Genomic DNA, 25,962 nt, shown 5'->3' with positions numbered 1-25,962 from the left:
CGATTATCATTTCGTCAGATTATTCATCAGCCTGTTCAGCCAATTTTTTGGCGGCACTCAAATCCGTTTTACCCGTACCCAGTTTTGGAATTTCCGTGACATAAAGCAGTTTGTTGGGCTGCATCAGTGGTGATAATTGCTCACTGATGGTCTGTTTAATCTCTGTTTCGGCATCTTGTTGAGTGTAGAGTAACACCACTTTTTCGCCTTTTTTATCATCAGCGACTGTAGTTGCCAGAATTTCTACTTCCTCATTGATATGCGGCTTGATTGCTGATTCGATAGCACCAAGACTGATCATTTCCCCGCCTACTTTGGCAAAACGCGAATAGCGATCAACAATCACCAGGAAACCATCTTCATCAAGATGGCCTTTGTCACCGGTATGATACCAACGCACACCATCTTGTTCAGTGATAACAGACTCAGTTTTTTCCGGATCATCAAGATAAGCAATCATCACTTGATTACCACCAATTAGAATCAAACCATCTTCATCCGCAGGTAAATCTTCAAAGGTTTCTGGGTTAACGATTCTAAAGCGCGTGCCCGGTAATGGCATACCAACAGTACCTAGTTTGCTGCCAACCTGTGTGGTTAAGGTATCGGGAGCCAATTTATCCGGAATATTGACGCTGGCTACCGGTGTAGTTTCTGTTGCACCGTAGCCTTCGTAAATGGTTTTATTAAACTTAATTTTGAAGCTGTCACGTACTTCCAGATTGAGTTTTTCTGCACCAGATACGACGATACGTAATGACTCCAGCATTAAGGGTTCCACTTTACGATTACGCACATACATTCGTAAAAAGGTGGATGTGCCACAAAGAATAGTGCCGCGGAACGTAGCAATACCTTTGGCAATATTTCTGACATCGGTTGGATCTGGATGACAAATCACTGGCAATGATTCTACCAACGGTAAAAATGTGGTGACCGTTAAACCAAAGGCATGGAATAAAGGTAAAACTGACATAATCACATCATCACGTTCTGTATTAAGAACATCTGCTACCTGTTTGATATTACTTATAACATTACGATGTGAAAGCAATACACCTTTCGGTGTGCCTTCACTGCCTGATGAAAATAAAATCACCGCAGGATCGTTAGCTTTTACCGCTTTCATATAACATGCTTTGATAACTTCTATTGGCATCAGACGTACAAAAAGCATCATGCTGATAAAGTCGCGTTTCTTGATGTTCTGACGCATATCCTCCATATAAAGCACATGCTCAGCCTTCTCGATAAGACTGGTATCAAAACCTTTATTGCTGAGTTTCTCAATAAACTTTCTGGAAGTAATAATCGTATTTATATCAGCTTTTTGAATGGCGCCAGAAAGTGCCTCTGATGTGGCAGTAAAGTTAAGATTGACTAATGTTTTTCCATTTAACAAGCTGGCAATATTGGCTATAACGCCGGCACTGGAGCTTGGCATTAAAATACCGATATTTTGCTTGCAGTCATCCGGTATTGCTTTAGAAAATAAAATGGCTGCACTTAGCATCCGATGGCCGCTGGTAGTCGAGCCAATAATGTCTGCAGCAGCCATTTCACTACCCTGACGTTTTAAACCTTTAATAATTGCCTCAGGCAATGTTTCAAGGCTTTCGGTGTAGCTTGTCCAGGCGTCCACAGAGAGTTGTAAAACAGCTTGTTTGACAGAAAAACGATCTGAGTTAATTGGTAAAGGCTTGCCAAAAGCAACGATTAAATCTGAAAAAGACTGCTTACTGCGTAAGGTTTTCAGACGGTCACTGGAGCGTGAGAAGCGACTTCCCCATAAACCTCGAAGATAGAATGGTACTATTACCGCGTTGGCATCAGCAGCGGCGACTTCAAATCCACGCTGGAATTCACCTAAATGGCCATTACGGCTGATGGCACCTTCTGGAAATAAACAAACAACTTCCCCATTATTTAAACTTTCCTTAACAGCATCCAGTGCTTGTTTACTGGCACCACTGCCAACAGGAATAATATTAAAGAATTCAAAAATAAAACGAAGATACCAACGTTCATATATCGATTTTGCCATCACAAATCGAAGTGGGCGTGGGCTCGCCATTTGTACAATCGCCCAGTCAATCCAACTGATATGATTACCCAGCATTAATACCCCACCCGTTGCCGGAATGCTTTCCATATTCAGTACTGTAAGACGGTAGCGCATAGAAAACACCGTCGAGACAACCAGACGCGCTAATGACTGTGGTAATTGAGTAATAGTATAAATCGCACCAACTAGTGCCACGGCTAACAAAATGGCAAAAATACCCAGACTATTCATGCCCGCATAGGCAGCGAGTATCGTTAAAAATAAAAACGACAACATGGCGATATTTTGTACAAAATTATTACCAGCCAATATCCGCCCCATCTGAGCCGATTTAGCATGATATTGAATCAAGGCATTGAGTGGTACCAGATAAAGACCGCCAAATACCCCAAGCAAAAAGAAGTTCACTGCCTGTAAAAAGGGTGTAATGGCAAAACTGACAAAAGCGACAGTTAATGCAACCCCCATCGCTCCCACTGGTATAAGCCCCGTTTCGATATAGTTAGATGACACCTTGCCAGCCATAAAAGCACCGAGCACGATGCCAAGACCTGCAAAGGCCATTGTGCCTTGAATAATGACCGTATTATCAATACCAGCAATATCTTTAGCAAAAGCAGGAAATGTTGCCAGCATTACCTGACAAAGCGACCAGAATACGGCCAGACCAATAACCGAACGAAAGATAACCTGGTTACTAGTTAGATCTTTCATAATACCGACTGCTGATTGGCCGCTAAGATAGGCTTTAGTATTAAACTTCTGCTCTTTTCTTATCGTTGATTTCTGTTCAAGCTTTAATGCTGCCACCCACTCTACCGTGGATAAGATCACTAAAACCCAGCCCAGTGGGGCAATCAATGGCAAGATATCCTCGGGTTGGCGATAATACTGATGGCTGAGTAATGACTCGAAACCAAAACTGAATGCCAGCGTCCCCAGTAAAATTGCCGTAGTGGTGACAGCCTGAATAACACCATTGCCTGAAGCAAGTTTTTTTACGCCTACCAGCTCTTTTATATAGCCATATTTGGCCGGTGAATAAATGGCGCTTTGAATAGATAAAGCCAGCGTCATCAAAAAAGCGGCCCAGAACCAGCCAAGATAATAAAAAACGGTAATGAGAACGGTCGCAACGACAGCAGACAAAGCACTGTATTGCATCACTTTATTCTTTGGATATTTATCAGCAAGAAATGATGAAGGCGTCATCATCAATATAAATGGTAATAGGATTAAAGCATTGACCAGGGCTGACAGCATGATCTGCACATCGCCGTCATAAGTTTTAAAAATGGTGTTTTGTATCAGTATCTTATGCCCTAAATCGACAAAGGCATTTAAAAAGGCAATCAGACTGAATAATAGAAATCCCTTAATAGCAAATAGTGCTTGCATGCACAAATAATCAACGACAGGCAACACAATACAACAGCCATTTAGTATTAGGGAAGTACATGACTGGATTCTGATACCAGACAAACGATAGTTAGCTGAGAGAGTGTCGTTCATTACTTCATTCATAATCCCCATAAAAGACAGGCAAGTCTGAGGAGAGAATATGACTAAACTTAAAGCCGTTGTTTATCGTGATAAACGCCATATTTTTATTATTAATTATTTGCTTTGCTATCTGAGGCGTGGCTGCACAGATCTGTATCTTGACCTATACCATTCAATACCTGCAGAAGGTTGGTGAAATTGAAGCGTAAGCGAGTCGTTATTTACAATAGAGTTTAGTCGATAACTTCACACCACGATTTCGTATATTATCCCTGCGTGCTGCTTCTTAATTGTCGCAGCTTATGTCTATTTTGATATATGACGTTCGCGCATATAAAACAGGCCAGCTCTATTATTCAATACAAACTGGGCTTCATTCATGGCAATGATTAACCCTAGCAAAATTAGTTTTTACAGGCTGCTGGAATAACATTAAACTTGTTGCGATTGTCTGGGCGGCTGGTGAAATGTTCAGAGCGGAAGTAGCATGGTCTCACACCTCGATTTGTCTATTAGCAAATTCCAATTTTGGCATCACTTCTGTGATAACAATGCTGTATCACAACGATTACATCTTATGACTATGTGGTCGGGAACAAATTGCCAGAATCCGGCTCTACACACACCATAGATTTGGTCAATATTTAAGTACTGTTCTCACAGTAGCGTTCACGCGTTTGCTCTGAAAACAGATCTTAAAATTTAAAATTTGGAGCAACCCATGAACGCTTGGTATTTTCTCTGCTTTTTATCGGCGGTGTCGGTATTTATTGCCTTTGCAAATCAATATCTACTGAGGTTGCAAACGACCATAGCTATCACGACAGGCTCTGTTGCCATGTCACTTCTGTTGATGGCATTAATTAAATTTGGCGGTAATGATCTGGCGGCATCGATCAGCGAAGCCTTTCATGGTTTAAACTTTAACCTTTTGTTATTAAAGGGAATGTTAGGGTTTCTCCTGTTCGCTGGCGCCTTAGAAATTGACTTACATTTACTTCGTCAACAACGCTGGGAAATCACTATCATGGCGTTGTTCTCTACCCTGCTTTCTACCGTACTGATTGGCTATGCCAGTTTTTGGGTATTAGGTTTGCTTGGTTGGGAACTGCCATTAATTTACTGCATGTTATTCGGTGCTTTAATCAGCCCGACAGATCCAATAGCCGTACTGGCAATTATCAAAAAAATGAATGCACCAGAAAAAATCTCCGTGCAGGTCGAAGGTGAGTCACTGTTTAATGATGGTGTGGGTCTGGTAGTATTTACCACTATCTTTGCTTTAGCGTTCTCTGGTGCCGAACCTACTTTTTCTGGCGTCGCAGAACTGTTTTTAGTTGATGCAGTTGGTGGTATCGTCTTCGGTGCTGTGCTGGCCTTTGTTGCTCACTGGTGTATCTGTCGCAGTAATGACTCCAGTATTGAGTTACTGATTACCTTATGTATTCCAAGTGCAGGCTATGCATTAGCCAATGTGATTGATGTTTCTGGCCCGTTAGCCATGGTGGTAAGTGGCATCGTTATCGGTAACATTACTCGTACAGTCGGCTTCTCTGAGCACAGCCAGTTTACCTTGTCACACTTCTGGCACACGGTCGATGCTTTCCTGAACGCCCTTTTGTTCCTGTTAATCGGCCTGATGTTAGTTATTATGCCAGTGAGCCTGACAGAGATTGGACTGGGTCTGCTGATGATTCCACTGGTGCTTCTGGCTCGTTTTGTCAGCGTTGCCATACCGTATATGGGCTTTAAACGCTTCAGAACTTACGATGCACACGCCATTAAAATCCTAACCTGGGGTGGCTTGCGTGGCGGTCTAGCACTGGCCATGGCAGCCTCTATTCCCAAAGAAGTGTTGTTTGTAAATGGTGTCGATTATCACACCGTATTGTTGATGATGACCTATGTAGTGGTTATCTTCTCAATCGTTGTTCAGGGCTCAACAATTGCACCATTGATCAAACGCAGTATTGAGGCTCAAAAAGCGGTTTAAATTAACAAACGACATGGCTCAATGTCATGTCGTTTTTTTCTGAAACCATACCTTCATATAGTCGATAAATGCTCTGGCTTTGCTCGACAAATACATAGTAGGTAAATACATCGCATAAATATTGGGACCCGGTGTCTCATACTCTTCCAGTACCGCTTCTAATTGCCCTGATGCAATTGCTTTATCTACCGTGTAGGAAGTCAGCATAATGACTCCCATACCACCGATAGCCGCTTCTAACATTGCATCAGTATTATTGACACTAAAACGTCCTTTCACCGCGACGGTTTCTGTTTCTGTGTTTTTATCAAAAATCCATTGGTTATAGTTAGGATTAGGCGTATAGACAATAGCCTGATGATCAGCTAAGTCGGCTGGTATTTTAGGTTTACCATACTTCTTCCAATACGCAGGTGAAGCACAAACAACGCGATGAGTGGTATACAGTTGTTTAGCCACATATAACGGTGGTGGCTCTCGCGTTAAGCGAATAGCAATATCATAACCCTCATCAGCAAGATCGACTCTTCTATCACTGGCATCCATTTCAATACTGACTTCAGGATAAACATCAAGAAAACCTGTAATAGCTTCAGCAACCTGATGTGAGCCAAATGATACGGGTGCCGTGATACGTAATAAACCACGCGGTGTATCGTTTAAATACGTCACCGCCGCTTCAGCCTCATTGGCTACCGATATCACTTTACGACAATGGTGATAAAAAATCCGCCCCTCTTCCGTCAGGCTTATCCGACGCGTTGAGCGGAACAATAATCTGGCACCAAGTGCTTTTTCTAACGCTGTTATTTTTTTACTGACAACAGGTGTTGAAATTCCGAGTTCTCTTGCAGCAGCAGAGAATCCACCGGCGTCACATATCGCGGCAAAGATCACCATATCATCCAGAGATTGCATAGCTATTCCTTAACATTTAGAAACAATAATTTTCTAAAAACAGTAATTATGTATTTTAAAGAAAAGGTTACAATATTTGTATCGAAAAAGGATAGTGTTATGGATACAAAAAATATTACCTGGGGCATATTGATGTTGCTGCCTGCCACCCTCTCATGGGGAGGCATGTTCCCTATTGCCAAACCTGCTCTGAATATTATCGATCCTTATTACATCACGCTTATCCGCTATGGCATTGCTGCCATTCTGTTTATCGCTATATTGTGGTGTGTTGAAGGCAGAAAAGCCTTTCAGTTGAATAACAGATTTTTATCGTTACTTTTCCTTGGTACATTGGGGTTTGCTGGATTCAACCTACTGGCATTCACCGGGCTGACACATTCAAAACCAGAACACGGTGCTGTGATTGTCGCGATGATGCCAATGATAACGGTGTTATTAAGTTGGTTTCTAAAAGGTCAAAAACCACATATTTTTACACTGATGACGATTGTTTCAGCCTTTCTTGGTGTATTTCTGGTGATCACCGGTGGTCATCCACAACAAGCCTTTGCCGGCGGTAAACTGGAATGGGATTTGTTATTTCTGAGCGGCTCTATCTGTTGGGTTGCTTACACCATGGGTGCAGAACGTTTTCCTGAATGGTCACCACTGCGTTATACCACTATTACCTGTACGCTTGGTGCTATTGCTATAGGCGTTATCACCTTTGTTTTGACTATGAATCAGGATATTCATCCACCGACTCTAGCCACCATCGACCAACTTCAATGGACTATTGCTTATCTGGTCATTCTGGGGGCATTAGTTGCTGTATTAAGCTGGAATGCCGGGATTAAACTGCTTGGGCCAGTAAATGGCGTATTGTTTATCAATTTTGTTCCGATCACGGCATTTACTATCGGTGTGCTTCATGGTCGGTCGTTCAGCCATGCAGAAATATTAGGTGCAGCCATTGTGATCACTGCCTTGATCTCAAACAACTTGTTTTTACGATACAAACAGCCATTAAGACCAGTGAATAGTTAACCACAATGACTAACTATTTCCTGCTGATGAGCTTGTTTAATTAAATCCAGAAAGTGTGAGAAAAATGGCTGGAAGTCAGAAAAAATAGCTTTATGTTTCTTTTCAGCCATCACATCACTCAGTAATTTTAATCCCAATGCAAATGAGGCTGCTGACTCTGCGTTAAAGTCTCCCCGCTGTTGCAATCGTTCAGCCAGAAGAAATAATTCATCCTGCTCGTCTATGTAAAATGATATTGGTGAGACTGAATAGATATTGCTGTCCTGATTAATGACAGGCTGCAGTGTAACTCTCATCGGTTTATTCATCAGCAATGACTCCTTACATATCAATTTATAAATAATGAATCACTCATAGCTAACGCTGAGTACAGCTCATTATTAAGTTAGAGTATTACTGAAGGAGAGTTAAGGTCAGGTTAATGCAGGGAAAGGGACGGACATTTAATCAAACCAGTATAAGTCGCTCATACTGGTTTGATTTTCATTCAATTATTTTGCTTCTTTTTTAAGGCGTGCTGCTTCGGCTTTGATCATTTCTTCTAATTCACCAATGTGCGCCTGAACACGTTTAGCACCAATTTCACCACCCTGACGCATTAACTGCGGCATCAGCTTAATCGCTTTTTGTCCGGTTTTACTGGCATAAAACTCACGGATATCTTTTAGTTCTTTTGCGGTAAATGCATCAGCATAAATTCGAATGATGTCAGGCTTTAAGCTTTCATAACTCATATACTTTTTGAAAAACGTCAACATCACTGAACGAAATGGTGCCAATGATGGGTTATTGTTGATCTGTATATCCAGCATCTGTTCCATCGATTGTTCTAATGCTGACTTCATGCCCACCGCTTGCATCAGCTCTGCTGCTTCTTTTTCTGATGCTGTATCGGCGAGGCTTACCTGACTGGCAGCTAAAAATAATGCCAGAGCAAAAACGTGAATAAATTTCATTTCATCTCCATTGGATACTAAAGGTTTTTAATCAAATAACGTAGGTTGTGAAGGATTACAAACAAACGTCCATGCATGTTCTATATCAGAGGCTATAACTCTCCCGGTAGAAAGTGGTGGCAATTTATCCAGGGAAAAATAGCCAACATCTTCGGTTTCCATACCGGCTTTTATCTCCTGAGCCGGCAATACATCACACAAGAAAAACAGCTTATAAAAATCACGGACATCTGGTGCGTATTCGCCTTTGGCTTTATGTCTCACAGCATATAAATGTGAAGCCTTAACCAGAATACCGGCTTCTTCAAAAACTTCTTTTTCTGTATTCTCGGCAGCAGACAGTCCTAAATCGGCATAACCACCTGGCAAGCTCCATAAACCGTCAATTTTTTCCTTAACCAGCAACACACGATTATCTTTAAACACCACGCCACGCACATCAATTTTCGGCGTAATGTAGCCACCATCATCGACATCAGGGCGAAATAGATTTTCAATGGCCGCCAGAGGCTTATTAGCTAATGAAGCTAATAACTGCTGGGCTAAAGTTGAAATATCCTGATAACGTTCCAGATCGTATTCATTATGACTGAACTCACGTCCTGTCTCGGCAATGGCATGTATCCGTTTTACGGCTTGCAGCCAAATATTTTCCATCAGTTCCCCTCCTTCGCATCATTATGCTCAAGGTTGACACGACTTATATGTTTAGCCACCTGAAGGTATACCAAATACAAATACACTCAAACAAATCAACGCAATCAGTGCAAAAAAACGACTCTGCCAGGCATGGTTTTGCTGATGAGCCAGAATGCTAGCAACCAGACTTTGAAGAAAATAAAATAATGCAAAAGCCCGTGATGCATAAGCGATAATTTCATTCACATTGGTTGCCCAGGTAAGCATAATAGTGACAATCATTATGATGAGATAGACATAGCGTATAGGCAGCTTATGCCGCAAAACATCCTGTACTAAACCACCGGCACCAGAAGTATCAGCAACTGCGGCACTAAACTGACTACCCACGGCTGCAATGGAAATCAATATCGGTAAAACAACTGCAACCGGTAACATAATATTGGTAATTGCGGTCACATCCGCATCCAGTCCTGAGTGGAAAAGCACCGTCGACAAACTGATAAACAACACATAGATAATGGCCGAAGCAATTTGTGCGGTACGCATTGTTTTAATGCGTTCATCTGCCGAATGCTCTTCTTGCAAATAGCGTGACGTTTCAAAACCCTGTACCACAATCAATAAGCCCAACAATACCCGGAAATCGTGCAGGTCAATGGCCGAAGAAATATCAGGTAAGCGCCACTCGCCACCCAACACTAAATGTATGTTGTAGACACATAACGCAAACAGAAGCCCGACTATCATGCCCATATTTAGACTTACAGCATATGTCTCGACTTTTTCTAATTCGCCAAGTCCACGCCACATGCCAATGCCGCCAATCACGACTAACAAAGCCGTGGTAATAATATTGGCATAAATATCACCACTCATACCGATAGCATTAAGAACAAAAGCAGCGAGCAATTGCAGATAATAAGTCACAGAAATAAAGTATGCGGCTGACAGTACAATCCTCGACAGAAAGGCAATATCCTGTGCTGTCCCCTTTTTATGTTCTATAGGTTCAAAATGACGGATATTAAAGCGAATTGCATGACCCACTGCATAGGCTAAGAGTAATAAGGCTATCATGCTGAACACAGCAAAATTACCCACCGTATTGGCAAGCAGTGGTGCACTGATAAGGAAACCACTCCCCATAATCGATGCCAGCGGTGTGACCGTCGCCTTCCATGATGAGGATTGATTTAATCGTTTAGAAAAAGCTAGATAAACGGCCACCATTAAGGCGATAACGATAATAGAAATATTAAGTATCATTACAAAATAAGCTTATGGGCGTTCAGCGAATTGCGGTATATCATCACAAATCTGGTGCCAAGCTGCTTTTGAACTAACAAATATATGCGCTTGTGGTTTGATATCTACTACCGTATCAAGTGTACCTAACCGGAGTCTTATTATTTCAGGCATCGTCGCACGTTTACTATAAAGCTGTGAGCCGCAGTGCTGACAAAACACGCGAAAAACGCCTGGTGAAGATTCATATTCAGCTACAGCGTCCATACCTGTCTTTAAATGAAAATGGCTGGTCTCTACTGCTGCATTGATCGCATAAGCAGAACCACTGGTTTTTCGACAATTTTCACAATGGCAGATCATCGTGGGCCCAAGTTCATCATCAATCTCATACTGAACAGATTGACACAGACAACTTCCTTTCAACATATATACCTCGTAAAAACATGAATAATGACGACTCGCATTTAGGGGTCACCATTGATAACTGCGACTATATTGAAGAAAGCTTACAGGATCATTCCCGTTTTCTGAATGTGTGATTTTCAATAATTCTTAATTGATATGGATATATTTCACATTTCATCACTCCAACACTGAATATTTCTTAGTTCATGGTTTCAAAAGGAGATACAGATGATGAGACTGATTGTCACCATGTGTGTGACTATATTATTTATGCCTCTGGTACAAGCCGATGTCGCGGAAACTAAATTAGAGAATGAGACCTTACAGATTAATCATCAAACCTTCAGGCAGGAAGTAGTTCGTTATGTTCGTGACGTTGCTATATCAAATAAGGATGACGAAACAAAAACGGCGCTGACAACACTCGAAAAAGAATGGAATAACCATTCCCAACAAACGCATTGGCGAGTTCACATTACTAGCTTTCATCAAGGTCAAGAAGTCGGCAAAGGTGAGGCTTCAGGAGCCTCTCTGACGGAAGCTCTTCAACAAGCCACAAAGACATCTTTAAACGGCAAGATTATTAAATCGAAAACTGATTTGGATGATTATTATTTCAAAATCAGTTTTGACTATCATCCAGATCACGTTTATTCCATGGTGAACAATGAAGATAAAGCCTATGAGCTGCAGGGGGATCGTGTCATCATCCGCCATGTTGATAAGGAGCGTATTAAGCAGCAAATAAAACAGAGCAAAGCCTATTTATTACGTACTATAAATGGCGACTACGCTGGTGTGTTCAAATTTTACGATGCTGAGCATGATAGTTCTGAACATCTTCTGAGAACAACATACTCTGCCACCACGCTCAATACACTGATTCGATTAAATCAGTTCCAGAAAGATATTGAATTACAGTCATACTTTGACGAGATGGCACAATTCTTACTCGACAGACAGTTAACATCAGGTCCCAATGCTGGCGGATTTGATTACGGAGTGGATCCTGATACTGATAAAGAAACATGTCGTATTGTGGTCGGCACCACATCTAAAACGATCTTCACCCTGTTGTTGTTACATCAAATGAACCCGGATGAAGAGAAATACCTGAAATCAGCTCAATCAGCCGGTGATTGGCTATTAAAAATGGTTAATGATGATGGCGTTGTGACTCCGGTAGCCCAATGTGACAATGATAAATGGACCTATAACGACAAACAGTCGATTCTTTATTCCGGTCAGGTTGTCTCTGCCCTTTCACGACTTTATGCCACAACCCATAACGCAGACTATTTAGATGGTGCCAAACTGGTCGCCAGCCAGTTGGTGCGTGAAGTTGGTTTACATGGTGCACTGGTGGGCGATGATTATCGCCCGGCTAATTCCATCTCTTCCAGTTGGATAATGATGGCATTAATTGATTTGGCCAAAGTGGATCCAACGCCTGTTTATCAGAAAACCATATTACAAATTGCTGATATGTTAGTGGAACGCCAGATAGATCAACCTGACGATGCTTATAATCATGGTCGCTATCTAGATGCAATGACTACCAGTGGCAATGGTTGGATAAATGAAGTCATGGGTGAAATGGTGCCATTTTGTGAACAGCAGAAGCTCGGTGACTGTGATCAGTATCGTGAGGCCATGCATAAGACCAGTCGTTGGTTATTACAAAATACCTATAATGAAAACAATACTTACAATATCAGTAATCCCAAGCAGGCAATGGGTGGTTTTATTAACAACTTCAGCTCGCAAAAAGTCAGGACAGATGCGGTTTGCCATGGCGTAAATGGGCTTTTGAGCATGCTTGAAAACGAGCCTGAAGGCACAGAGGTGTTCATGGACTTACCTGAACGTCCTCTTGCAGAGCTATTGCCTCTGCTTCGCGCTGGTGAATATGACTAAATAAAAAAGGCGGCCTGTGATGTGGCCGCCTTTTATTATCAGCAAAGAGAGTTTCTAAGGATTATGTAGATCACGCTCATTTTGCGGTGGTGGTGTCCACTGATAAATCCAAGTTTCGGTCAATGGCTGTCCTCCGGATTCCAGATAAACACGCAGGTTGATCGGATCGGTACTATTGTCAGGTGGCACAACATCAAACATGGCACGATAACCGTTTATCGCATGCTGTGGTCGGGCCGAGGTAATTTCAACTTTACCTGCTGAAGTAGTAATGACAGGTTTTACTTCGGTATCATCACCTAACATTGACAAGTTTCCACCTGCAAAGTCAATGACAAAGCGTTTGCTGTAATAGTTACGATGCTGACCAATCACACCACCAATACCGGTGAAAGTATCCACTACTTTGGCACGCTCAGGCTCAACTGGCGGCACACCACCCCAGTACATTTTATAGCTGTATAGTAACTCTTCACCGGGTTTGACTAGTTTATCCGGATTCCAGAAAGCCACAATATTATCGAAAGTTTCATCTAAGCTTGGGATCTCAACTAACTGCACTGAACCTTTACCCCAATTACCTTCAGGTTCAATCCATAAGCTGGGTCTGCGATCGTAAAACACGCCATCATCCTGATAGTGATCAAATTTACGATCACGTTGCATCAGGCCAAAGCCTTTAGGATTATTATCTGCATAGGCATTAAATCTCAGATTACGAGGATTGGTTAAGGGACGCCAAATCCACTCACCGTTGCCCATATGAATTGATAAACCATCAGAATCATGAATTTCAGGTCGCCAGTCCCAGTCGGTGCGTTTATCATTTTCACCGATCATGAACATGCTTGTCAGCGGGGCAATACCTAAACGTTCAATCGCTTTACGTGGGTACAGCGCCGCATCAACTTTCACCTTCAACCGGTCTCCTGGTTGAATATCAAAGCGATAAGCCCCTGTCACACTCTCAGAATCCAAAAGTGCGTAAACGGTAGTGACATCACTACCCGGCTTTGGCTGCTCCAGCCAGAAATGGGTAAACATAGGAAACTCTTCTGGTCTTGGCATAGCCGTATCTACGGCAAGTCCTCGCGCAGATAAACCGTATTGCATTTCTTTACCCACGGCACGGAAATAACTGGCCCCCAGAAAAGCAATCACATCCCGTTTCCAGTCAGTATGAAACTGCAGTCTGAATCCAGCATAGCCCAGATCCTCTGGTAATTTCTGCCCGTCGATACCCGTTTTACCGTAATCAAACATCTTGGATGAATATTCAATAGGCGTTGTTTTACCATCTTTTAATTCAGAAATATGAACTGGGGTGTCAAAGTACAAACCTAAATGAAAAAGTTCAGCGCGAAACTCACTGTCATCATTTCGCCAAAGTGCTTTATCTTTTTTAAACTGTAATTGTTGGTAATCATCCCAGCTCATACCCTTAATGCTTTTAGGTAACTCACCCTTGTGGCTGATATAGGCTTTTTCAGATAATGCTCTGGCATAGCCTTTTAACCAGGCATAGCTGAATTTCTCACCCGCCGGCGGCGATACAGGATCAGTAACGGCATAACTGAGCTGACTGGAGGCAAGACCGATAGCCAATGCACAACCAATTGCAATATGCCTTAGCAAGGTAGATGATGCGCTGGCATGACTCAAACTAGGTTTATCATTTTTCTTTGGGAATAGGTTCAATTCCATAAACTCACTCTGATTAAAATACTTGCTGACAAACAAGCAAATTGATTGCTGTTGACTATTTTTATTAGGCCGAAGCCTCACCGTCTATATAGTTAGATAATTCAATAAGGTTGCCATCTGGATCATAAAGATAAACAGATTCAATGGCCCCCTGAGCTCCTGTCCTTATCACCGGACCCTCGATAATTTTTACCTGTTTGAGGTTAAGTTCAGCAATAACCCTGGTTAAAGGGGTTTCTACAATAAACATAAATCAGCACTTCCAGTCCTGACGTGTTGTGCTTTGGGCTCGAACTCTTTATCTCGTTCATGCAGATTAATTTTTTGACTACCAAATAATAACGCAACACGATTCTCTGCAAAGGTGATTTTTTCCATTCCTAAAATAAGATAATAGAAATCAACCGTGTCGTTAATCGAGTTAACCGTTAAAACGAAGTGGTCAAGTGACTTAATATGCATAACGAGTATCCATAAAAAATGACCTCACATAATTAAATACTATTTATTATGTGAGGCCGATAGTTCGACTGTCCGCGTTTATGCCACGTTGAGCGTATATTCCAACTCTATATCGGCATTAAATAGCTTACTAACAGGACAAGCTAATTTAGTTTCATGAGCAATACGATCAAATTCTTTTTCATCGATGCCTTTCACATTAGCGGTAAGAGATAATTTTGATCGGCTAATACGAAATCCATCACCGTCTTCATCGAGAAAGATGGATACGTCAGTTTTTAAATCACCCTCTTTGTAGCCTTCTCCTTCCAATGCAAAAGAGAGCGCCATGGTGAAGCAGGCCGCATGCGCAGCTGCTAACAGTTCTTCAGGATTGGTACCTTTGCCACCCTCAAATCGACTAGTAAAACCATAAGGATGATCCTTGAGTGCCGGTGTTTCAGTACTGACACTGGCTTCTCCTTTTTTGCCGAGGCTTTTATAGATGGCCGAACCAGTCTTCACAATACTCATACTGTCTCCTTTTAGAATTAAACATATAAGGATTAACCTTAACGATATTCAGAGCTTTTTACTTTGCCTTATTAAATATCTGTTTTAGTTGACAGTCATATTGCCTTAGATAGTTCCTGAATTTACTTTCTTTCTATCTGACAATTATTTCGTCCCTGCCCTTTAGCTTCATATAATGCTTTGTCAGCTCGGGTAAACACATCTTCAATAGTGTCGCCTTTTTCAAAGGTTGCCAGACCAGCTGATGCTGTAATAGGAACAGAAATACCATTATGTTGAAATTGGGTATTTTCGATTGTAAGACGAACTTTATTGGCCATTTCCAGCCCTTGCTCAAGGGAGATTTCAGGAAACAAACCGACAAACTCTTCACCACCAAAACGTGCAATAAAATCAGCCTGTCTTGTTGAGTCTTTAAAAATACGAGCAATGGTCTTTAACACCACATCACCTGCACTATGACCAAACTTATCATTCACCGCTTTAAAGTAATCAACATCCCATACCACCATCGTTAGGGGTTTTTGGTAGCGTGCCCAGCGGCTATATTCGGTCTGTAATACTTCAGTTAAAGCCTGACGATTCCATATTCCGGTTAAAGGATCTTTCATCGCCAGCGCCCGGGCTTTGCTGGTCGCCAGCCGAAGTTCGTTTGCTTCAGACTCCATTACATGCAGACGCAGGGTTAAAGCTTCAATCTGCTTTTGTGACTCAGTAAAGCGGGTATTATCGGCTTGCTGATAATTGGTAATTTGCTCGTTAAGATGGTCCAAACGCTGACTCAGGACAGATTTTATTTCAACAAAATCAACCGCACCTTCCACATCTGTTCTTAACTCAACCATGGTTTGTTCAACATCACCGGCCAGTTTGTGTCTTTGCTCAAAAGCAGAAAGATCTTCCTGAACCACTTCATACAGATGTTTATCAAGCGAAGTGATTTTTTTTGTTAAGTCACGCAGAAATTTTTCATATTCTTTTTTTTCTGCCATCGCAGATGAGCTGAGCTCACTTACCAGATTAGCAATGGAAGAAATGGTTTCTGTCACCTCTTCCGTTTTAAGCCCATTATGTATTTTCAATCTTAATTCTGACGCTTTTGAACTTAACTCCGTTGGCAGAGATAGTCGTTCTAATAACTCTGTTAATAATATCTGCGGAGTAAAATCATCGGTTTGCGATTGACGAATAAACTCTGTCGTATCGCTTTCATCACTGTCTAGCTCTACCATCTCCTTCTCAATCAGAGAGTGAGAAGACTTTGTCTGTTTGAGCGGCAAGAACTGGGAAAAAAAACGGTTTCGTTCCTTCCCTTTTTGCGGCGTAATACTTTCCTCGATAAGGCGGGCAACTTCGTCAAGAATTTCTGATAATTGTGTGTCCGAACTTTTTTCAGCACGTTTACGAACTTTATCAAACTGCTTTTTTTTCGATTTCGGCCAGCTGACTTTATCTATTAGCGCTATAAGTAGTTGAACAATATTCGATTTAGAGGCTTTTTTTGCATCCATTGCGGTAATGGCGGATTCAATCTCTGTGAGAATGTGCTCAACTTCAGCTTTATCTCTGATAGAGGCGCGAAGATTTTTTCTAAGTGAATCAAGATGCGGATCAAGACAGACATCCATGCCATTAGCTGCCAATGCTAAGCGAGAGAGACCTCGTTCCAGTAACTGTTCATAAGTCTTTTGTTGCTCAAGCTCATGACTGAGTTCGATAAATTGCTGACGCCACCTTGCCGTTGTCTTGGGACTAGACTTTTCACTCATCAAAATGACCTTTACCTAATTTGTAGGTTATTGACCCCATACTAATCACTGATTTACTTGCACACAAGCATTATATGCCCTTGGATTTATTTAAAACAGCTGCTAAATAAATGATAACCAAGGTATTAATTACTAATAATAGTACGCTTAATACATCAGTTTTTTGGTAAAGTTCATAAAGCTCAAATGGTAAATATACAACACTGCTGACTAAAGCCAGCCACTCGGTCCATCGGTACTTATGCCATAAACCATAGGCTTCGACAAAACGGAGAAGACTATAAAGCAATGCCGCTATTGCGACTATCATTAATTTCGTATTGTTTATATCTGCCAATGCCAATAACACAATATTTGGATAATGACTGGCTGGATTAAGATGAAGATGACTGAAGAGCTTTTCAGCCAACTGCTCTATGTTATGGCCCATTAAGGCATGAAGTCCCAGACTTATCAGTAAGGCTAATCCCCCTTTTGATGCCTCCATTATCGCGATTAAACGTAAGCCCGTTTGTGACGTGTTCATTCCTATTCCTTTCATTGATTTAGGCTTTTTACTTGCTTAGACTAAGCGCTTATATCAATGAGTAATATCACTTGTCATCATTATTTAAACTCATCTTTGTTATTGCTTCAGTTTTTGTGATGGTCATGCCTAGTTCGGCAGAGCAAGCAAAACAGCTTACAGGGAATAATGTACTTATTTTATTTAAGCAAAATGATTCGCTGTCCAGAAAAATTGCTGATTATTATGCTCAAAAGCGAGATGTGCCAAAATCACAACTTGTCGGTATAAAGCTAAGCAAGTTAAACAATAGCACGATAAGTCCCAGCCAATTTGCTGATATCCAACAGCAAATCAAACCCTACCTGACCGACAATATAAAAGTATTATTGCTGACCTGGCATGCACCGTATCGTGTTGGTTGTATGTCTATCACCAGTGCATTTAGCCTGGGGTATGACGAGAAATACTGTAGCCACAATAAAAAAAATTTATCAGGTTGTCATGTCACTGCTAATAGCCCTTTTTTTAATGCAAAACCTCAGCAATTATGGCAAAGCGATTCAATTCGACTAAGCATGATGTTAAGTGGTCGTCGATTTGAAGATGCTAAAGAGCTTATAGACAGAGGTATTAAAGCAGACAATAGTCAGCCGAATGGAGAGGCATATTTAGTTCGAACCCAGGACGCTCAACGGAGCACACGCTGGCGAATGTTTAAGAAATTCGCTGATATATGGCCTGAACAAAAAGGCATAAATATTCATTATATTGATGATCATCTTCGTATAAACGGCACAAGTATAAAAGATAAAAACAATATTCTGTTTTATCTGACGGGGTACACCCAAGTGCCAGATATCAAAACTAATCATTACCTTCCTGGTGCGATTGCTGATCATCTTACTTCGACCGGTGGTGCAGGTATCAGTAGTCAGGGTCAGATGAAAGCTTTTCGCTGGCTGGAAGCAGGTGTTACAGGTAGCTATGGTACCGTTATTGAACCATGTAACTACCCACAAAAATTTCCTAATGCACAGATCCTGATCCCAAGCTATGTTGACGGCGACACATTAATAGAAGCCTACTGGAAATCAGTGCAACAGCCAGGAGAAGGTCTTTTTGTCGGCGAACCTCTTGCCTGTCCTTGGTGTCATTAAACTCACAATCAACAATTAATAAGGACAAGAGGTTTTCAAAATCCATTTGATAGCCTAGAATTAAGTCTATGAACTTACAAACAACCCTTGCTTCAAACTCAATTAGGCAATGTCTACCTCTGGTAGATAGCGTTGTTATGTATTGGTGGTTTGCTTATGGCTATTTTTTTAGCCAGAAGCCGGATCGCCTATAAACTTAATTAATAGTTCAAGGTAGTCCGGCATTCGCTGACTACCATAAGAACCCCGAATGGTCAGTCAGTCCACCGGGGTTTTTTTATATGTAGAGAGTATTTGATATGCCTATTCTGACTCAGTCCGGTCTCCACTGTTTAAGGAGCCATGTCTCATGACATCAACCATTCAAAGTGAACAACATCAGTTAGCTTCCGATGAGTTGAAATTGCCAACGCCTAAGCAACTCAGGGATACATTACCGTTAAGTACTGAGTTGTCATCACAGATTCAGCAACAACGGCAGCACATTAGCAAACTGCTAAATAACCAGGATAACCGCCTCATGGTGATTGTGGGGCCTTGTTCTATTGATGATGAAACAGCCGCATTAGATTATGGAAAAAGGTTAGCAAGGCTTGCCAGAGACATGGATGATGCACTTTTTATTGTCATGCGTGCCTATGTGGAAAAACCCAGAACAACACATGGATGGAAAGGGCTTGCCTATGATTCGCTAAGAGACGGACGTGGCAATATGGCATTGGGTTTACATCGTTCAAGACAGGTATTACTGCAACTGTCAGCCTTAGGTTTACCACTGGCTACTGAAGCACTCCACCCTCTTGTGATGAACTACCTGAGCGACCTCATCAGCTGGGCTGCTATTGGGGCTCGAACGTCGGAATCGCAACCACATCGTGAACTGGTTAGTGATCTACCCTGCCCGGTTGGCATTAAAAATAGCACTGATGGTCGCATCAGCAGTGCAATCAATGCCATGCATGCCTCATCGCGTAGTCACCATACGCTGGGTATAGACGATAATGGACAAATCAGTATTATCAATACGCTAGGTAATCCAGACACTCACCTTATCTTACGGGGAGGACAAGGGCTGACCAATTATGATGCTGACTCAATACAGCATGCACTCAGTCAACTTTCAGCAAATGACTGTCGCGAAAAAGTATTGATTGACTGTAGCCACGACAACTCATTAAAACAGTATGATCGACAAGTTGGTATAGCCCAGCATGTAGTTGATCAATATCTTGCCGGTAACACTGGCATATTAGGGCTGATGCTGGAAAGCTATATTGAAGCAGGCAAACAGTGCGATACGGATATGCCTGTGTATGGTCAATCTATCACCGATGCTTGTCTCGGCTGGGACGAGACGGAATTGCTATTAACAACTTTATATCAGAAAGTGCGTAAACAGCATGTCTAGGCATAAAATGTGATGGTAACTTACTCAGTCAAATCAACGAGAAGTAAGTTGCCATCCTCCCCCACCTTGAACTCACCAAACTTGGCATTTTCATATTCTGATGCTTTTCCTTCCTGGAAAAAAAAGCCATTGCTAGCAAATTTAATCTTGCCGTGTCTGACTCGGAAAAATAATCGCAACTCGTTTTCAGCTAAAGCTTCACCGTCATCGATTCTGACAAATTCACCTTCCTGATTCTGATTTATTTTTACTACCACATAGCCATCTTGTGTCTTAAGTTTACCTGAGCTTGCTGTGTCAGTGTTTTGTTGAATCAATTGTCTGCGAATCTGATTGGCCAGCTCAAAATTGAGTTCCATATAATCCCCTTGCATCAATGAGCGGGGGTCGACAGGCATCAATTTCAGTAATACGGTTTTACCTTGTGTTAACACCTGCTCCTGCCGATAGATTGACCAGTTCACGGCAAGCAAAATTACTAATAAACTCAACACTGAAATTATCTTAGCCAGCTTCATGTTTACCTCCAAATAATCTCGGTAAACACCAATACAAGCCAATTAATACTATCCCCAGCACGAATAAACTAATGGATTTCATTAACAGCGTGGTATTCAAAGCGTAATAATAATGGCTGATGCAAAACAGTAAAAAGATAATACCTAAGCCTATTAATAGACGATGGCCACTAGCAAAACCTAACACCATGATCATCACAGCAATATATAAACCAGCAATATTAAACGCCGCTCCAGCAAATATCATCGCCAACAGAAGAATATAAAAAGACGACGCTTTTGTCAGAGTCTGATGCTGTTTAATCAGTGCCACCGTCACGTAGAGAATAACAGCGACAGCTAATAAGGAGCTCCAGGAAAAATAGATATACTGCTCAAGCACACGTTGATTCATCAGAAACGTCATTCCTGAATCAAATATCTGAGTAGTTTGAATTAGGAGTAAAGCCAGAATAGAACCATAACCAATCGCTGTAAGATGTCTATGCCAGCGTACGGAGTCAAACTCATGTAACCAGCACCATGCACATATCAACATAACCGTGGGTAGAGCAAGAAAATAAAAACCAAATTCTGTCATCACTCCTGCCAGACAGATACAAACAAAAAAGGCAGAAATAACGCGATGAACAAAATGTGGCATTAATATTACTAGTCCGACGTTTAAACAAAGTACAGCCAGCCAGCTTGCCAGGTATGTCGTGCTTTGCCACTCAATGATGCCAAAGATAAAAAGAGCCTGACCCGCCAAACTAATCGCCAAGCCTAAATGTTCAACAAAATCAGAATGTTGTTTTAACAGTAACTGGTAGGCTAAAAAAATCATCCCACTACCCAGAATGATATCGGCCGCAACTGACTCTAATAGCTGGTTATACATTAAGCCAAGAAAAGCTAAGATAAAAAGCGATGCTAACCAGCCAGCGACTGCCAGTAAGGTTTTAATATACCAGGGAGTATCAGCTGTCAGTTTTTCAGGTTTATCTCCTACAACCAAATCAGCTCGTTTCAACGTAGTCCAGACATTATCTTGCTGACTCATGATTCAATCTCCTCATGAACCTGTTTCAACCAGTATGTCGCACCAGCTCCCATTCCAATAATAACGACTGACAGTAGCAGCAACGCCTCTTCCTCACCAGTATCTATAATCTGTTTTGCTAACATGGACACAACGACAATAATTGCAGATAAACAAGCACCTGCCAGCATAAATAAATCCGTGCGAAGCCTGCGATACACCCACATAAATAAACCTATCCATATGAACCAGACAAACAAGGGGGAGAAACTATTTTCAGATTCATCCACTATGGTATAAATCACTAGTGAAGTAATTGCCCAGCCACTTACTAAGGCAATTAACCGCTGCGGCCAACGTTCGGTAAGATTTACTATTTTCTGACTACATATTTCCCAGACGATTAAGGCTATGGTGTTGAGGCCAAACAAACTCCAGGACAGACTATTTTCTGAATCAAAAACAAGTCCGAATACGGAATGAAAAACATCAAAATACAGTACCAATGACAGATTAAGTAAGCTTAACCATACCAGCCACAGTGTAGAAAACTGTGAAATAACCACCCATGGTGTAATTAACAGCGCCCAATAAAAGAATAACTGCCAGCTATCCGCCCCGGTTTGATAGGTTTGACCAAAAAATGCCATCAACGCACCCACTAACAAGCTGGCAACAAGTAGTGCCAAACGACCAATCAGGATGGTGTGTGCAAAACGCCAATAACAAAAAACGGATATAATGATGCTGGCTTGCAATAAAGTAAATTTACTGAGGCGGCTCATATCTGCCCAGTTGTAGGCAATAAAAAAGATAACTGCAAAGGCGATGGCACAGCCGCCAAAACACAGTAATAACCTTTCAAAAATAGTTAACCAGCCTTGTTTGTCTGGTTTTAATCCTAATAATGACAACGCAGCCGACATTTTCTCACTAGGAATCACCCCTGCTTCAAATAATGCAAGAACAGCTGATTGTTTTTGGATAGTCAATTTTTCTTCCTTGGTTAATACGGTTCACTACTGATGTTCTCGAAACTTAGCGATGTCGTCTGTTCGGCTGATATATCAATAATCATTTTTCATCAGAAAATATGCTAAGTTATTGTCAATGCGGTACTTATGACAAGCATGTAATCTTCAACTTCAAATATATAATACTGGTCAGGAACAACCAATGTCTGGTCAATCAAATGCCCAACTGAACCATTAACTCATTCTACAATTTTCATTAGTCTCATTGGTTGCTGTTGCAGCAGGCACATTACTCAGCCCCTTATTCATCAGCCTGCCATCCTACTTTACTGTTATTGGTAGCATCAATACGCTACTGGTGTTTCTGGTGTATTTGTTTATACGTAGCAACCGTTATCCAGCCTATGAACTGGCTGCACTTTTTTTCATTGCCCTAATCAGTATTATTCCTCTAATTGCCGTATCAGGTGGCGTTAATAGTCAGTTCGCTTATTTACTCCCCTTATATCCAATCATGGCAACACTATTTGGAAGCAAAACACAGTCAATCATTATCGGTATCAGTTTATTTATTGCCATTATTGCTTGTACTGCTTTTGGTCAATTTTTTACTGATATTACTGGTGAAGTTTATAACCATAAAAAATCGGTATCACGAGGTTTTTGGTTAGCCATAACTATTCTTGTCAGTATGTATTTCGGCTTATTTTTTCAAAACCGCTATCGTGAGCTTACAGAGAAGCTCGAACAACTGGCACTTCATGATCCTTTAACCGAGCTTCTTAATCGCCGTGGATTTAATCTCCAACTGGAAGCGAATATTGCAATAGCTAAACGTCAGCAATCCATTATGACGCTACTGCTGATTGATATTGATTATTTCAAGAAGGTAAACGATGTATCCGGCCATGACATTGGTGATATTTGTTTAAAACACGTTGCTCGTTGTCTAAAACAAAACATTCGGCAGACGGATATTTTGGCACGCTTTGGTGGCGAAGAATTCATATTACTATTACCGGAAACAACAGAAGTCGCCGCATTACCTCTGGCAGAAAAGCTTAAACAGTCCATCTCTGAACTTGTGATACCTAGTCTTAATTCACCTCTGACCGTCACCATCGGTATGGCTTCTACAGCGATACCGCATACACATATCGATGGCATTATCAAAGCTGCAGATAAAGCCCTTTATCGAGGAAAAGCAAACGGCCGTAACCGAGTAGAAATCACCTCTGCAATTCCCAGCTAATTCAGAGTGTTAAATAAATTAATCTACTCCAACTGCTCTTCCAGTTTTTAACCTGACAACATCAGCCAAAACTGAGGTCTGGCTTTTGTATTGTGATATAGCTAATACCGTTTATTTTATTTCTACATGATGGCCATAAGAAAACCTCCTGAAAAACAGAATATGACTTACCACTTTCAAACCTTTGTGGCATGATAGCGACCAGAACAGTAGATGTTCCTCGCCTATTTTTATATTCCCTTTTTTATCTATCGCAAGTGATCGCAGCATAGCTACATCTTGCATTTGAGAGGTTATTAAATGAATGTGTCACAACCGAATATTATTGTTTCAGAGCTGGACTTAAGCCGCTTAGAACATATTCTGGATACTTTACCGTCCAGTGAAGCTGAACGAACTATGTATCTTGAAGCCGAACTTGAACGTGCGGATATCGTTGAACCAAGCGCCATTCCGCCCAATGTGGTTACCATGAATTCAACAGTCAGGTTCTCAGTTTCATCATCAAATCAAACCTTTTGTCTGACCTTGGTTTATCCAAAAGACATGACAACAGATGGCAAAACCATCTCTATTCTGGCACCTGCCGGAAGTGCCATGCTGGGTTTAGTTGAAGGTGATGAAATTGATTGGCCTGGCCGTGACGGTAAAGCTATTCGGGTGCATGTTGATGAAATTCTGTATCAACCAGAACGTGCTGGCGAATATCATCGCTAAAAAGAAAAAGGCTCAGGATAGTTTTATCCTGAGCCAGTCCATTAAATCAATAGCTTAATTTATCTATAATCCGATCAGATATTTGCCTGCTTGAAGGTAAAAAACTATGCATAACAGGGAGCTGAATCTGCTCGGTCATCCAGTCAGCACTAACCTCAGATATTGATACAACCCCATCATTCAACTCATCTTTAAACGGGCTTTTCGACCCATTTATGCCTTTCACGCCAATAATACTGGTCGTTGTACAAATACTTGCAGGAATCTGCTGCATCCGTTGGCTCGAAGCCAATAAAGCGCCGCAATCTTTCGTCAATATACGGAAAAGCCAATATTGTCGAAAAAATACCGCTAAACGGGATGCATTGACTGGTGACCCCAGCAAGAATAAATGCTCAGGCAAAGAGACTGAGTTATTCAGATTTGCCAATGCGGCCCGAATTAGAACGCCACCCAATGAGTGACCGATCAGGACATACTCACCCTGACGGGCTATTTCTCTGATGCGTTTTTCCAATCTAAACTGAATCAGGTCAAACGATTGTGAGGACACGAAATAGCTAAATGTCGATGTTTTAATGCCCTGTTTTCTAAGCCGTCTAAGCATAGGCCAGGCTGACAGAGGAGATCGGCCCATACCATGTACAAATAACACCTGCTTCATGACAGAGCCGATTTAAAACAACAAATCACATATCTAATGACAGTGGTAAGGACTTTCACCATCTAATTCCTTGCCTGTATCCAGGTCGATAATTCTTAACGTTGCCTCTGGATAGGTATGGCATACAGAGTTACGTAGAGTATAAATTCCGGAACCACTGGCAGTAAGAATTACATTTTCATTAAGCTGATTACCTTCTGCATCAAAGGCAAATGCCTGATAGTTACCTGATAAGGTCATGCAGGCTGGTAACAAAATGACAGCCATTACTAAAATTATATTTGGGGCTGATCCAGATAACTAGCCCATATTCGCTTTAACCCATTGAGTTAATTGTTTTAATTGACTCTTTGGGTCACTGTTATTAAATCGCCACTCACACTCTTTCAAAAACAAGTGAAAATGCTCCTTTGGAATACCGTTAAATCGCCGTAAGTGGCGCTTAGCTTGATTCCAAAAATTCTCAATACCATTGATATGATTTTGCTTATCGGCAAAAAGCTTACTATGGTTAATACGATAGTGTTTAAATTCGCTTACATCTAACGCATTATAACTGCGCCAAGTATCGGTATAGACAATACTGTCAGGTTTCACCGTCTGTCTAATAATGGGTATC

At 41.4% G+C, this 25,962-nt stretch carries 26 protein-coding genes; 7 read left to right on the top strand and 19 right to left on the bottom strand.

Features of this window, described 5'->3' with window-relative positions; translation table 11 throughout:
• Positions 1 to 19: 19 nt before the first annotated feature.
• Positions 20 to 3,577, bottom strand: a complete 3,558-nt coding sequence (locus BM232_RS09520; protein ID WP_245752878.1) for an acyl-[ACP]--phospholipid O-acyltransferase — start codon at positions 3,575 to 3,577, stop codon at positions 20 to 22.
• A 712-nt stretch (positions 3,578 to 4,289) separates the two neighbouring features.
• Between BM232_RS09520 and BM232_RS09515 the strand changes: the two genes are divergently transcribed.
• Positions 4,290 to 5,561, top strand: a complete 1,272-nt coding sequence (locus BM232_RS09515; protein WP_091713950.1) for a cation:proton antiporter — start codon at positions 4,290 to 4,292, stop codon at positions 5,559 to 5,561.
• Positions 5,562 to 5,585: 24 nt separating this feature from the next.
• Here BM232_RS09515 and BM232_RS09510 read toward each other — a convergent pair whose 3' ends face one another.
• Positions 5,586 to 6,479 (bottom strand): LysR family transcriptional regulator, encoded by an 894-nt coding sequence (locus BM232_RS09510; RefSeq protein WP_091713947.1) that lies wholly within the window; start codon positions 6,477 to 6,479, stop codon positions 5,586 to 5,588.
• A gap of 99 nt (positions 6,480 to 6,578) precedes the next feature.
• On the opposite strand from BM232_RS09510, the gene BM232_RS09505 reads away from it, so the two are divergent.
• Positions 6,579 to 7,508 carry a DMT family transporter gene (locus BM232_RS09505; protein WP_091713944.1) on the top strand — a complete coding sequence of 310 codons (930 nt, stop codon included), beginning with the start codon at positions 6,579 to 6,581 and terminating at the stop codon, positions 7,506 to 7,508.
• Here the strand turns inward: BM232_RS09505 and BM232_RS09500 are convergent.
• From BM232_RS09500 to BM232_RS09480, 5 genes are all read right to left on the bottom strand, one after another.
• Positions 7,505 to 7,816 carry a DUF3861 family protein gene (locus BM232_RS09500; protein ID WP_091713942.1) on the bottom strand — a complete coding sequence of 104 codons (312 nt, stop codon included), beginning with the start codon at positions 7,814 to 7,816 and terminating at the stop codon, positions 7,505 to 7,507. The genes BM232_RS09505 and BM232_RS09500 overlap by 4 nt on opposite strands.
• Positions 7,817 to 7,999: 183 nt before the next feature.
• Positions 8,000 to 8,464, bottom strand: a complete 465-nt coding sequence (locus BM232_RS09495) for a DUF2059 domain-containing protein (protein WP_091713939.1) — start codon at positions 8,462 to 8,464, stop codon at positions 8,000 to 8,002.
• Between the two features lie 27 nt (positions 8,465 to 8,491).
• Entirely contained in the window at positions 8,492 to 9,121 is a 630-nt protein-coding gene (locus tag BM232_RS09490; protein WP_091713938.1) for an NUDIX hydrolase, read from the bottom strand.
• Positions 9,122 to 9,172: 51 nt separating this feature from the next.
• Entirely contained in the window at positions 9,173 to 10,372 is a 1,200-nt protein-coding gene (locus tag BM232_RS09485; protein WP_091713937.1) for a hypothetical protein, read from the bottom strand.
• A 12-nt stretch (positions 10,373 to 10,384) separates the two neighbouring features.
• The gene (locus BM232_RS09480; RefSeq protein WP_091713936.1) at positions 10,385 to 10,780 is read right to left on the bottom strand and encodes a GFA family protein; all 396 of its coding nucleotides are present in this window, start codon (positions 10,778 to 10,780) and stop codon (positions 10,385 to 10,387) included.
• A gap of 207 nt (positions 10,781 to 10,987) precedes the next feature.
• Here BM232_RS09480 and BM232_RS14970 point away from each other — a divergent pair, with 207 nt between their 5' ends.
• Entirely contained in the window at positions 10,988 to 12,676 is a 1,689-nt protein-coding gene (locus tag BM232_RS14970) for a prenyltransferase/squalene oxidase repeat-containing protein (protein WP_218153328.1), read from the top strand.
• Positions 12,677 to 12,730: 54 nt separating this feature from the next.
• Here BM232_RS14970 and BM232_RS09470 read toward each other — a convergent pair whose 3' ends face one another.
• The 6 genes from BM232_RS09470 to BM232_RS09450 all read right to left on the bottom strand — a co-directional run bounded on the left by BM232_RS09470 (position 12,731) and on the right by BM232_RS09450 (position 17,650).
• Positions 12,731 to 14,380, bottom strand: a complete 1,650-nt coding sequence (locus BM232_RS09470) for an OpgD/OpgG family glucan biosynthesis protein (RefSeq protein ID WP_091713933.1) — start codon at positions 14,378 to 14,380, stop codon at positions 12,731 to 12,733.
• 64 nt (positions 14,381 to 14,444) lie between these two features.
• Positions 14,445 to 14,630, bottom strand: coding sequence for a VOC family protein (locus BM232_RS15125; protein WP_245752877.1), 186 nt, complete (start codon positions 14,628 to 14,630; stop codon positions 14,445 to 14,447).
• Positions 14,618 to 14,842 (bottom strand): VOC family protein, encoded by a 225-nt coding sequence (locus BM232_RS15120; protein ID WP_245752875.1) that lies wholly within the window; start codon positions 14,840 to 14,842, stop codon positions 14,618 to 14,620. The genes BM232_RS15125 and BM232_RS15120 overlap by 13 nt, the downstream gene beginning before the upstream one ends.
• A 78-nt stretch (positions 14,843 to 14,920) precedes the next feature.
• Positions 14,921 to 15,355 (bottom strand): OsmC family peroxiredoxin, encoded by a 435-nt coding sequence (locus BM232_RS09460; RefSeq protein ID WP_091713931.1) that lies wholly within the window; start codon positions 15,353 to 15,355, stop codon positions 14,921 to 14,923.
• A 122-nt stretch (positions 15,356 to 15,477) separates the two neighbouring features.
• Entirely contained in the window at positions 15,478 to 17,124 is a 1,647-nt protein-coding gene (locus BM232_RS09455) for a GGDEF domain-containing protein (RefSeq protein WP_091713928.1), read from the bottom strand.
• 70 nt (positions 17,125 to 17,194) lie between these two features.
• Positions 17,195 to 17,650 (bottom strand): DUF2127 domain-containing protein, encoded by a 456-nt coding sequence (locus BM232_RS09450; RefSeq protein WP_091713926.1) that lies wholly within the window; start codon positions 17,648 to 17,650, stop codon positions 17,195 to 17,197.
• Positions 17,651 to 17,721: 71 nt separating this feature from the next.
• Between BM232_RS09450 and BM232_RS09445 the strand changes: the two genes are divergently transcribed.
• Both BM232_RS09445 and BM232_RS09440 read left to right on the top strand, forming a co-directional pair.
• Positions 17,722 to 18,789, top strand: coding sequence for a TIGR03790 family protein (locus tag BM232_RS09445; protein WP_091713924.1), 1,068 nt, complete (start codon positions 17,722 to 17,724; stop codon positions 18,787 to 18,789).
• Positions 18,790 to 19,138: 349 nt separating this feature from the next.
• Positions 19,139 to 20,197 carry a 3-deoxy-7-phosphoheptulonate synthase gene (locus tag BM232_RS09440; protein WP_091713922.1) on the top strand — a complete coding sequence of 353 codons (1,059 nt, stop codon included), beginning with the start codon at positions 19,139 to 19,141 and terminating at the stop codon, positions 20,195 to 20,197.
• Positions 20,198 to 20,217: 20 nt separating this feature from the next.
• Here BM232_RS09440 and BM232_RS09435 read toward each other — a convergent pair whose 3' ends face one another.
• The 3 genes from BM232_RS09435 to BM232_RS09425 are packed head-to-tail and all read right to left on the bottom strand — an operon-like array spanning position 20,218 to position 22,728.
• Positions 20,218 to 20,715: a GDYXXLXY domain-containing protein gene (locus BM232_RS09435; protein ID WP_091713919.1), complete on the bottom strand. Its 498-nt coding sequence runs from the start codon at positions 20,713 to 20,715 to the stop codon at positions 20,218 to 20,220.
• Entirely contained in the window at positions 20,702 to 21,757 is a 1,056-nt protein-coding gene (locus BM232_RS09430) for a DUF4401 domain-containing protein (RefSeq protein WP_091713916.1), read from the bottom strand. The genes BM232_RS09435 and BM232_RS09430 overlap by 14 nt, the downstream gene beginning before the upstream one ends.
• The gene (locus BM232_RS09425) at positions 21,754 to 22,728 is read right to left on the bottom strand and encodes a DUF2157 domain-containing protein (protein WP_091713914.1); all 975 of its coding nucleotides are present in this window, start codon (positions 22,726 to 22,728) and stop codon (positions 21,754 to 21,756) included. The genes BM232_RS09430 and BM232_RS09425 overlap by 4 nt, the downstream gene beginning before the upstream one ends.
• A 247-nt stretch (positions 22,729 to 22,975) precedes the next feature.
• Here BM232_RS09425 and BM232_RS09420 point away from each other — a divergent pair, with 247 nt between their 5' ends.
• Together BM232_RS09420 and rnk are read left to right on the top strand one after the other, a co-directional pair.
• Complete coding sequence (locus BM232_RS09420; RefSeq protein WP_091713911.1) at positions 22,976 to 23,962, top strand: GGDEF domain-containing protein; 987 nt, start codon at positions 22,976 to 22,978, stop codon at positions 23,960 to 23,962.
• 300 nt (positions 23,963 to 24,262) lie between these two features.
• Positions 24,263 to 24,679 (top strand): nucleoside diphosphate kinase regulator, encoded by a 417-nt coding sequence (gene rnk, locus BM232_RS09415; RefSeq protein ID WP_091713908.1) that lies wholly within the window; start codon positions 24,263 to 24,265, stop codon positions 24,677 to 24,679.
• 46 nt (positions 24,680 to 24,725) lie between these two features.
• On the opposite strand, the gene BM232_RS09410 is transcribed toward rnk, so the two are convergent.
• The 3 genes from BM232_RS09410 to BM232_RS09400 all read right to left on the bottom strand — a co-directional run.
• Positions 24,726 to 25,343, bottom strand: coding sequence for an esterase/lipase family protein (locus tag BM232_RS09410; RefSeq protein ID WP_091713906.1), 618 nt, complete (start codon positions 25,341 to 25,343; stop codon positions 24,726 to 24,728).
• 33 nt (positions 25,344 to 25,376) lie between these two features.
• Positions 25,377 to 25,610: a hypothetical protein gene (locus BM232_RS09405; RefSeq protein WP_091713903.1), complete on the bottom strand. Its 234-nt coding sequence runs from the start codon at positions 25,608 to 25,610 to the stop codon at positions 25,377 to 25,379.
• 33 nt (positions 25,611 to 25,643) lie between these two features.
• On the bottom strand, positions 25,644 to 25,962 hold a 319-nt coding region (locus tag BM232_RS09400), incomplete at its 5' end, for an IS1595 family transposase (protein WP_143092266.1).

It is taken from the genome of Methylophaga sulfidovorans, assembly GCF_900114205.1.
Taxonomy (GTDB): Bacteria; Pseudomonadota; Gammaproteobacteria; order Nitrosococcales; family Methylophagaceae; genus Methylophaga; species Methylophaga sulfidovorans.
This window is presented reverse-complemented; position numbering and strand designations above follow the sequence as displayed.

Bases quoted from the DNA above. Each gene is read 5' to 3' on its own strand.
- BM232_RS09520 (WP_245752878.1), bottom strand. From the start codon at position 3,577: ATGAACGACACTCTCTCAGCTAACTATCGTTTGTCTGGTATCAGAATC.
- BM232_RS09515 (WP_091713950.1), top strand. From the start codon at position 4,290: ATGAACGCTTGGTATTTTCTCTGCTTTTTATCGGCGGTGTCGGTATTT.
- BM232_RS09510 (WP_091713947.1), bottom strand. From the start codon at position 6,479: ATGCAATCTCTGGATGATATGGTGATCTTTGCCGCGATATGTGACGCC.
- BM232_RS09505 (WP_091713944.1), top strand. From the start codon at position 6,579: ATGGATACAAAAAATATTACCTGGGGCATATTGATGTTGCTGCCTGCC.
- BM232_RS09500 (WP_091713942.1), bottom strand. From the start codon at position 7,816: ATGAATAAACCGATGAGAGTTACACTGCAGCCTGTCATTAATCAGGAC.
- BM232_RS09495 (WP_091713939.1), bottom strand. From the start codon at position 8,464: ATGAAATTTATTCACGTTTTTGCTCTGGCATTATTTTTAGCTGCCAGT.
- BM232_RS09490 (WP_091713938.1), bottom strand. From the start codon at position 9,121: ATGGAAAATATTTGGCTGCAAGCCGTAAAACGGATACATGCCATTGCC.
- BM232_RS09485 (WP_091713937.1), bottom strand. From the start codon at position 10,372: ATGATACTTAATATTTCTATTATCGTTATCGCCTTAATGGTGGCCGTT.
- BM232_RS09480 (WP_091713936.1), bottom strand. From the start codon at position 10,780: ATGTTGAAAGGAAGTTGTCTGTGTCAATCTGTTCAGTATGAGATTGAT.
- BM232_RS14970 (WP_218153328.1), top strand. From the start codon at position 10,988: ATGATGAGACTGATTGTCACCATGTGTGTGACTATATTATTTATGCCT.
- BM232_RS09470 (WP_091713933.1), bottom strand. From the start codon at position 14,380: ATGGAATTGAACCTATTCCCAAAGAAAAATGATAAACCTAGTTTGAGT.
- BM232_RS15125 (WP_245752877.1), bottom strand. From the start codon at position 14,630: ATGTTTATTGTAGAAACCCCTTTAACCAGGGTTATTGCTGAACTTAAC.
- BM232_RS15120 (WP_245752875.1), bottom strand. From the start codon at position 14,842: ATGCATATTAAGTCACTTGACCACTTCGTTTTAACGGTTAACTCGATT.
- BM232_RS09460 (WP_091713931.1), bottom strand. From the start codon at position 15,355: ATGAGTATTGTGAAGACTGGTTCGGCCATCTATAAAAGCCTCGGCAAA.
- BM232_RS09455 (WP_091713928.1), bottom strand. From the start codon at position 17,124: ATGAGTGAAAAGTCTAGTCCCAAGACAACGGCAAGGTGGCGTCAGCAA.
- BM232_RS09450 (WP_091713926.1), bottom strand. From the start codon at position 17,650: ATGAACACGTCACAAACGGGCTTACGTTTAATCGCGATAATGGAGGCA.
- BM232_RS09440 (WP_091713922.1), top strand. From the start codon at position 19,139: ATGACATCAACCATTCAAAGTGAACAACATCAGTTAGCTTCCGATGAG.
- BM232_RS09435 (WP_091713919.1), bottom strand. From the start codon at position 20,715: ATGAAGCTGGCTAAGATAATTTCAGTGTTGAGTTTATTAGTAATTTTG.
- BM232_RS09430 (WP_091713916.1), bottom strand. From the start codon at position 21,757: ATGAGTCAGCAAGATAATGTCTGGACTACGTTGAAACGAGCTGATTTG.
- rnk (WP_091713908.1), top strand. From the start codon at position 24,263: ATGAATGTGTCACAACCGAATATTATTGTTTCAGAGCTGGACTTAAGC.
- BM232_RS09410 (WP_091713906.1), bottom strand. From the start codon at position 25,343: ATGAAGCAGGTGTTATTTGTACATGGTATGGGCCGATCTCCTCTGTCA.
- BM232_RS09405 (WP_091713903.1), bottom strand. From the start codon at position 25,610: ATGGCTGTCATTTTGTTACCAGCCTGCATGACCTTATCAGGTAACTAT.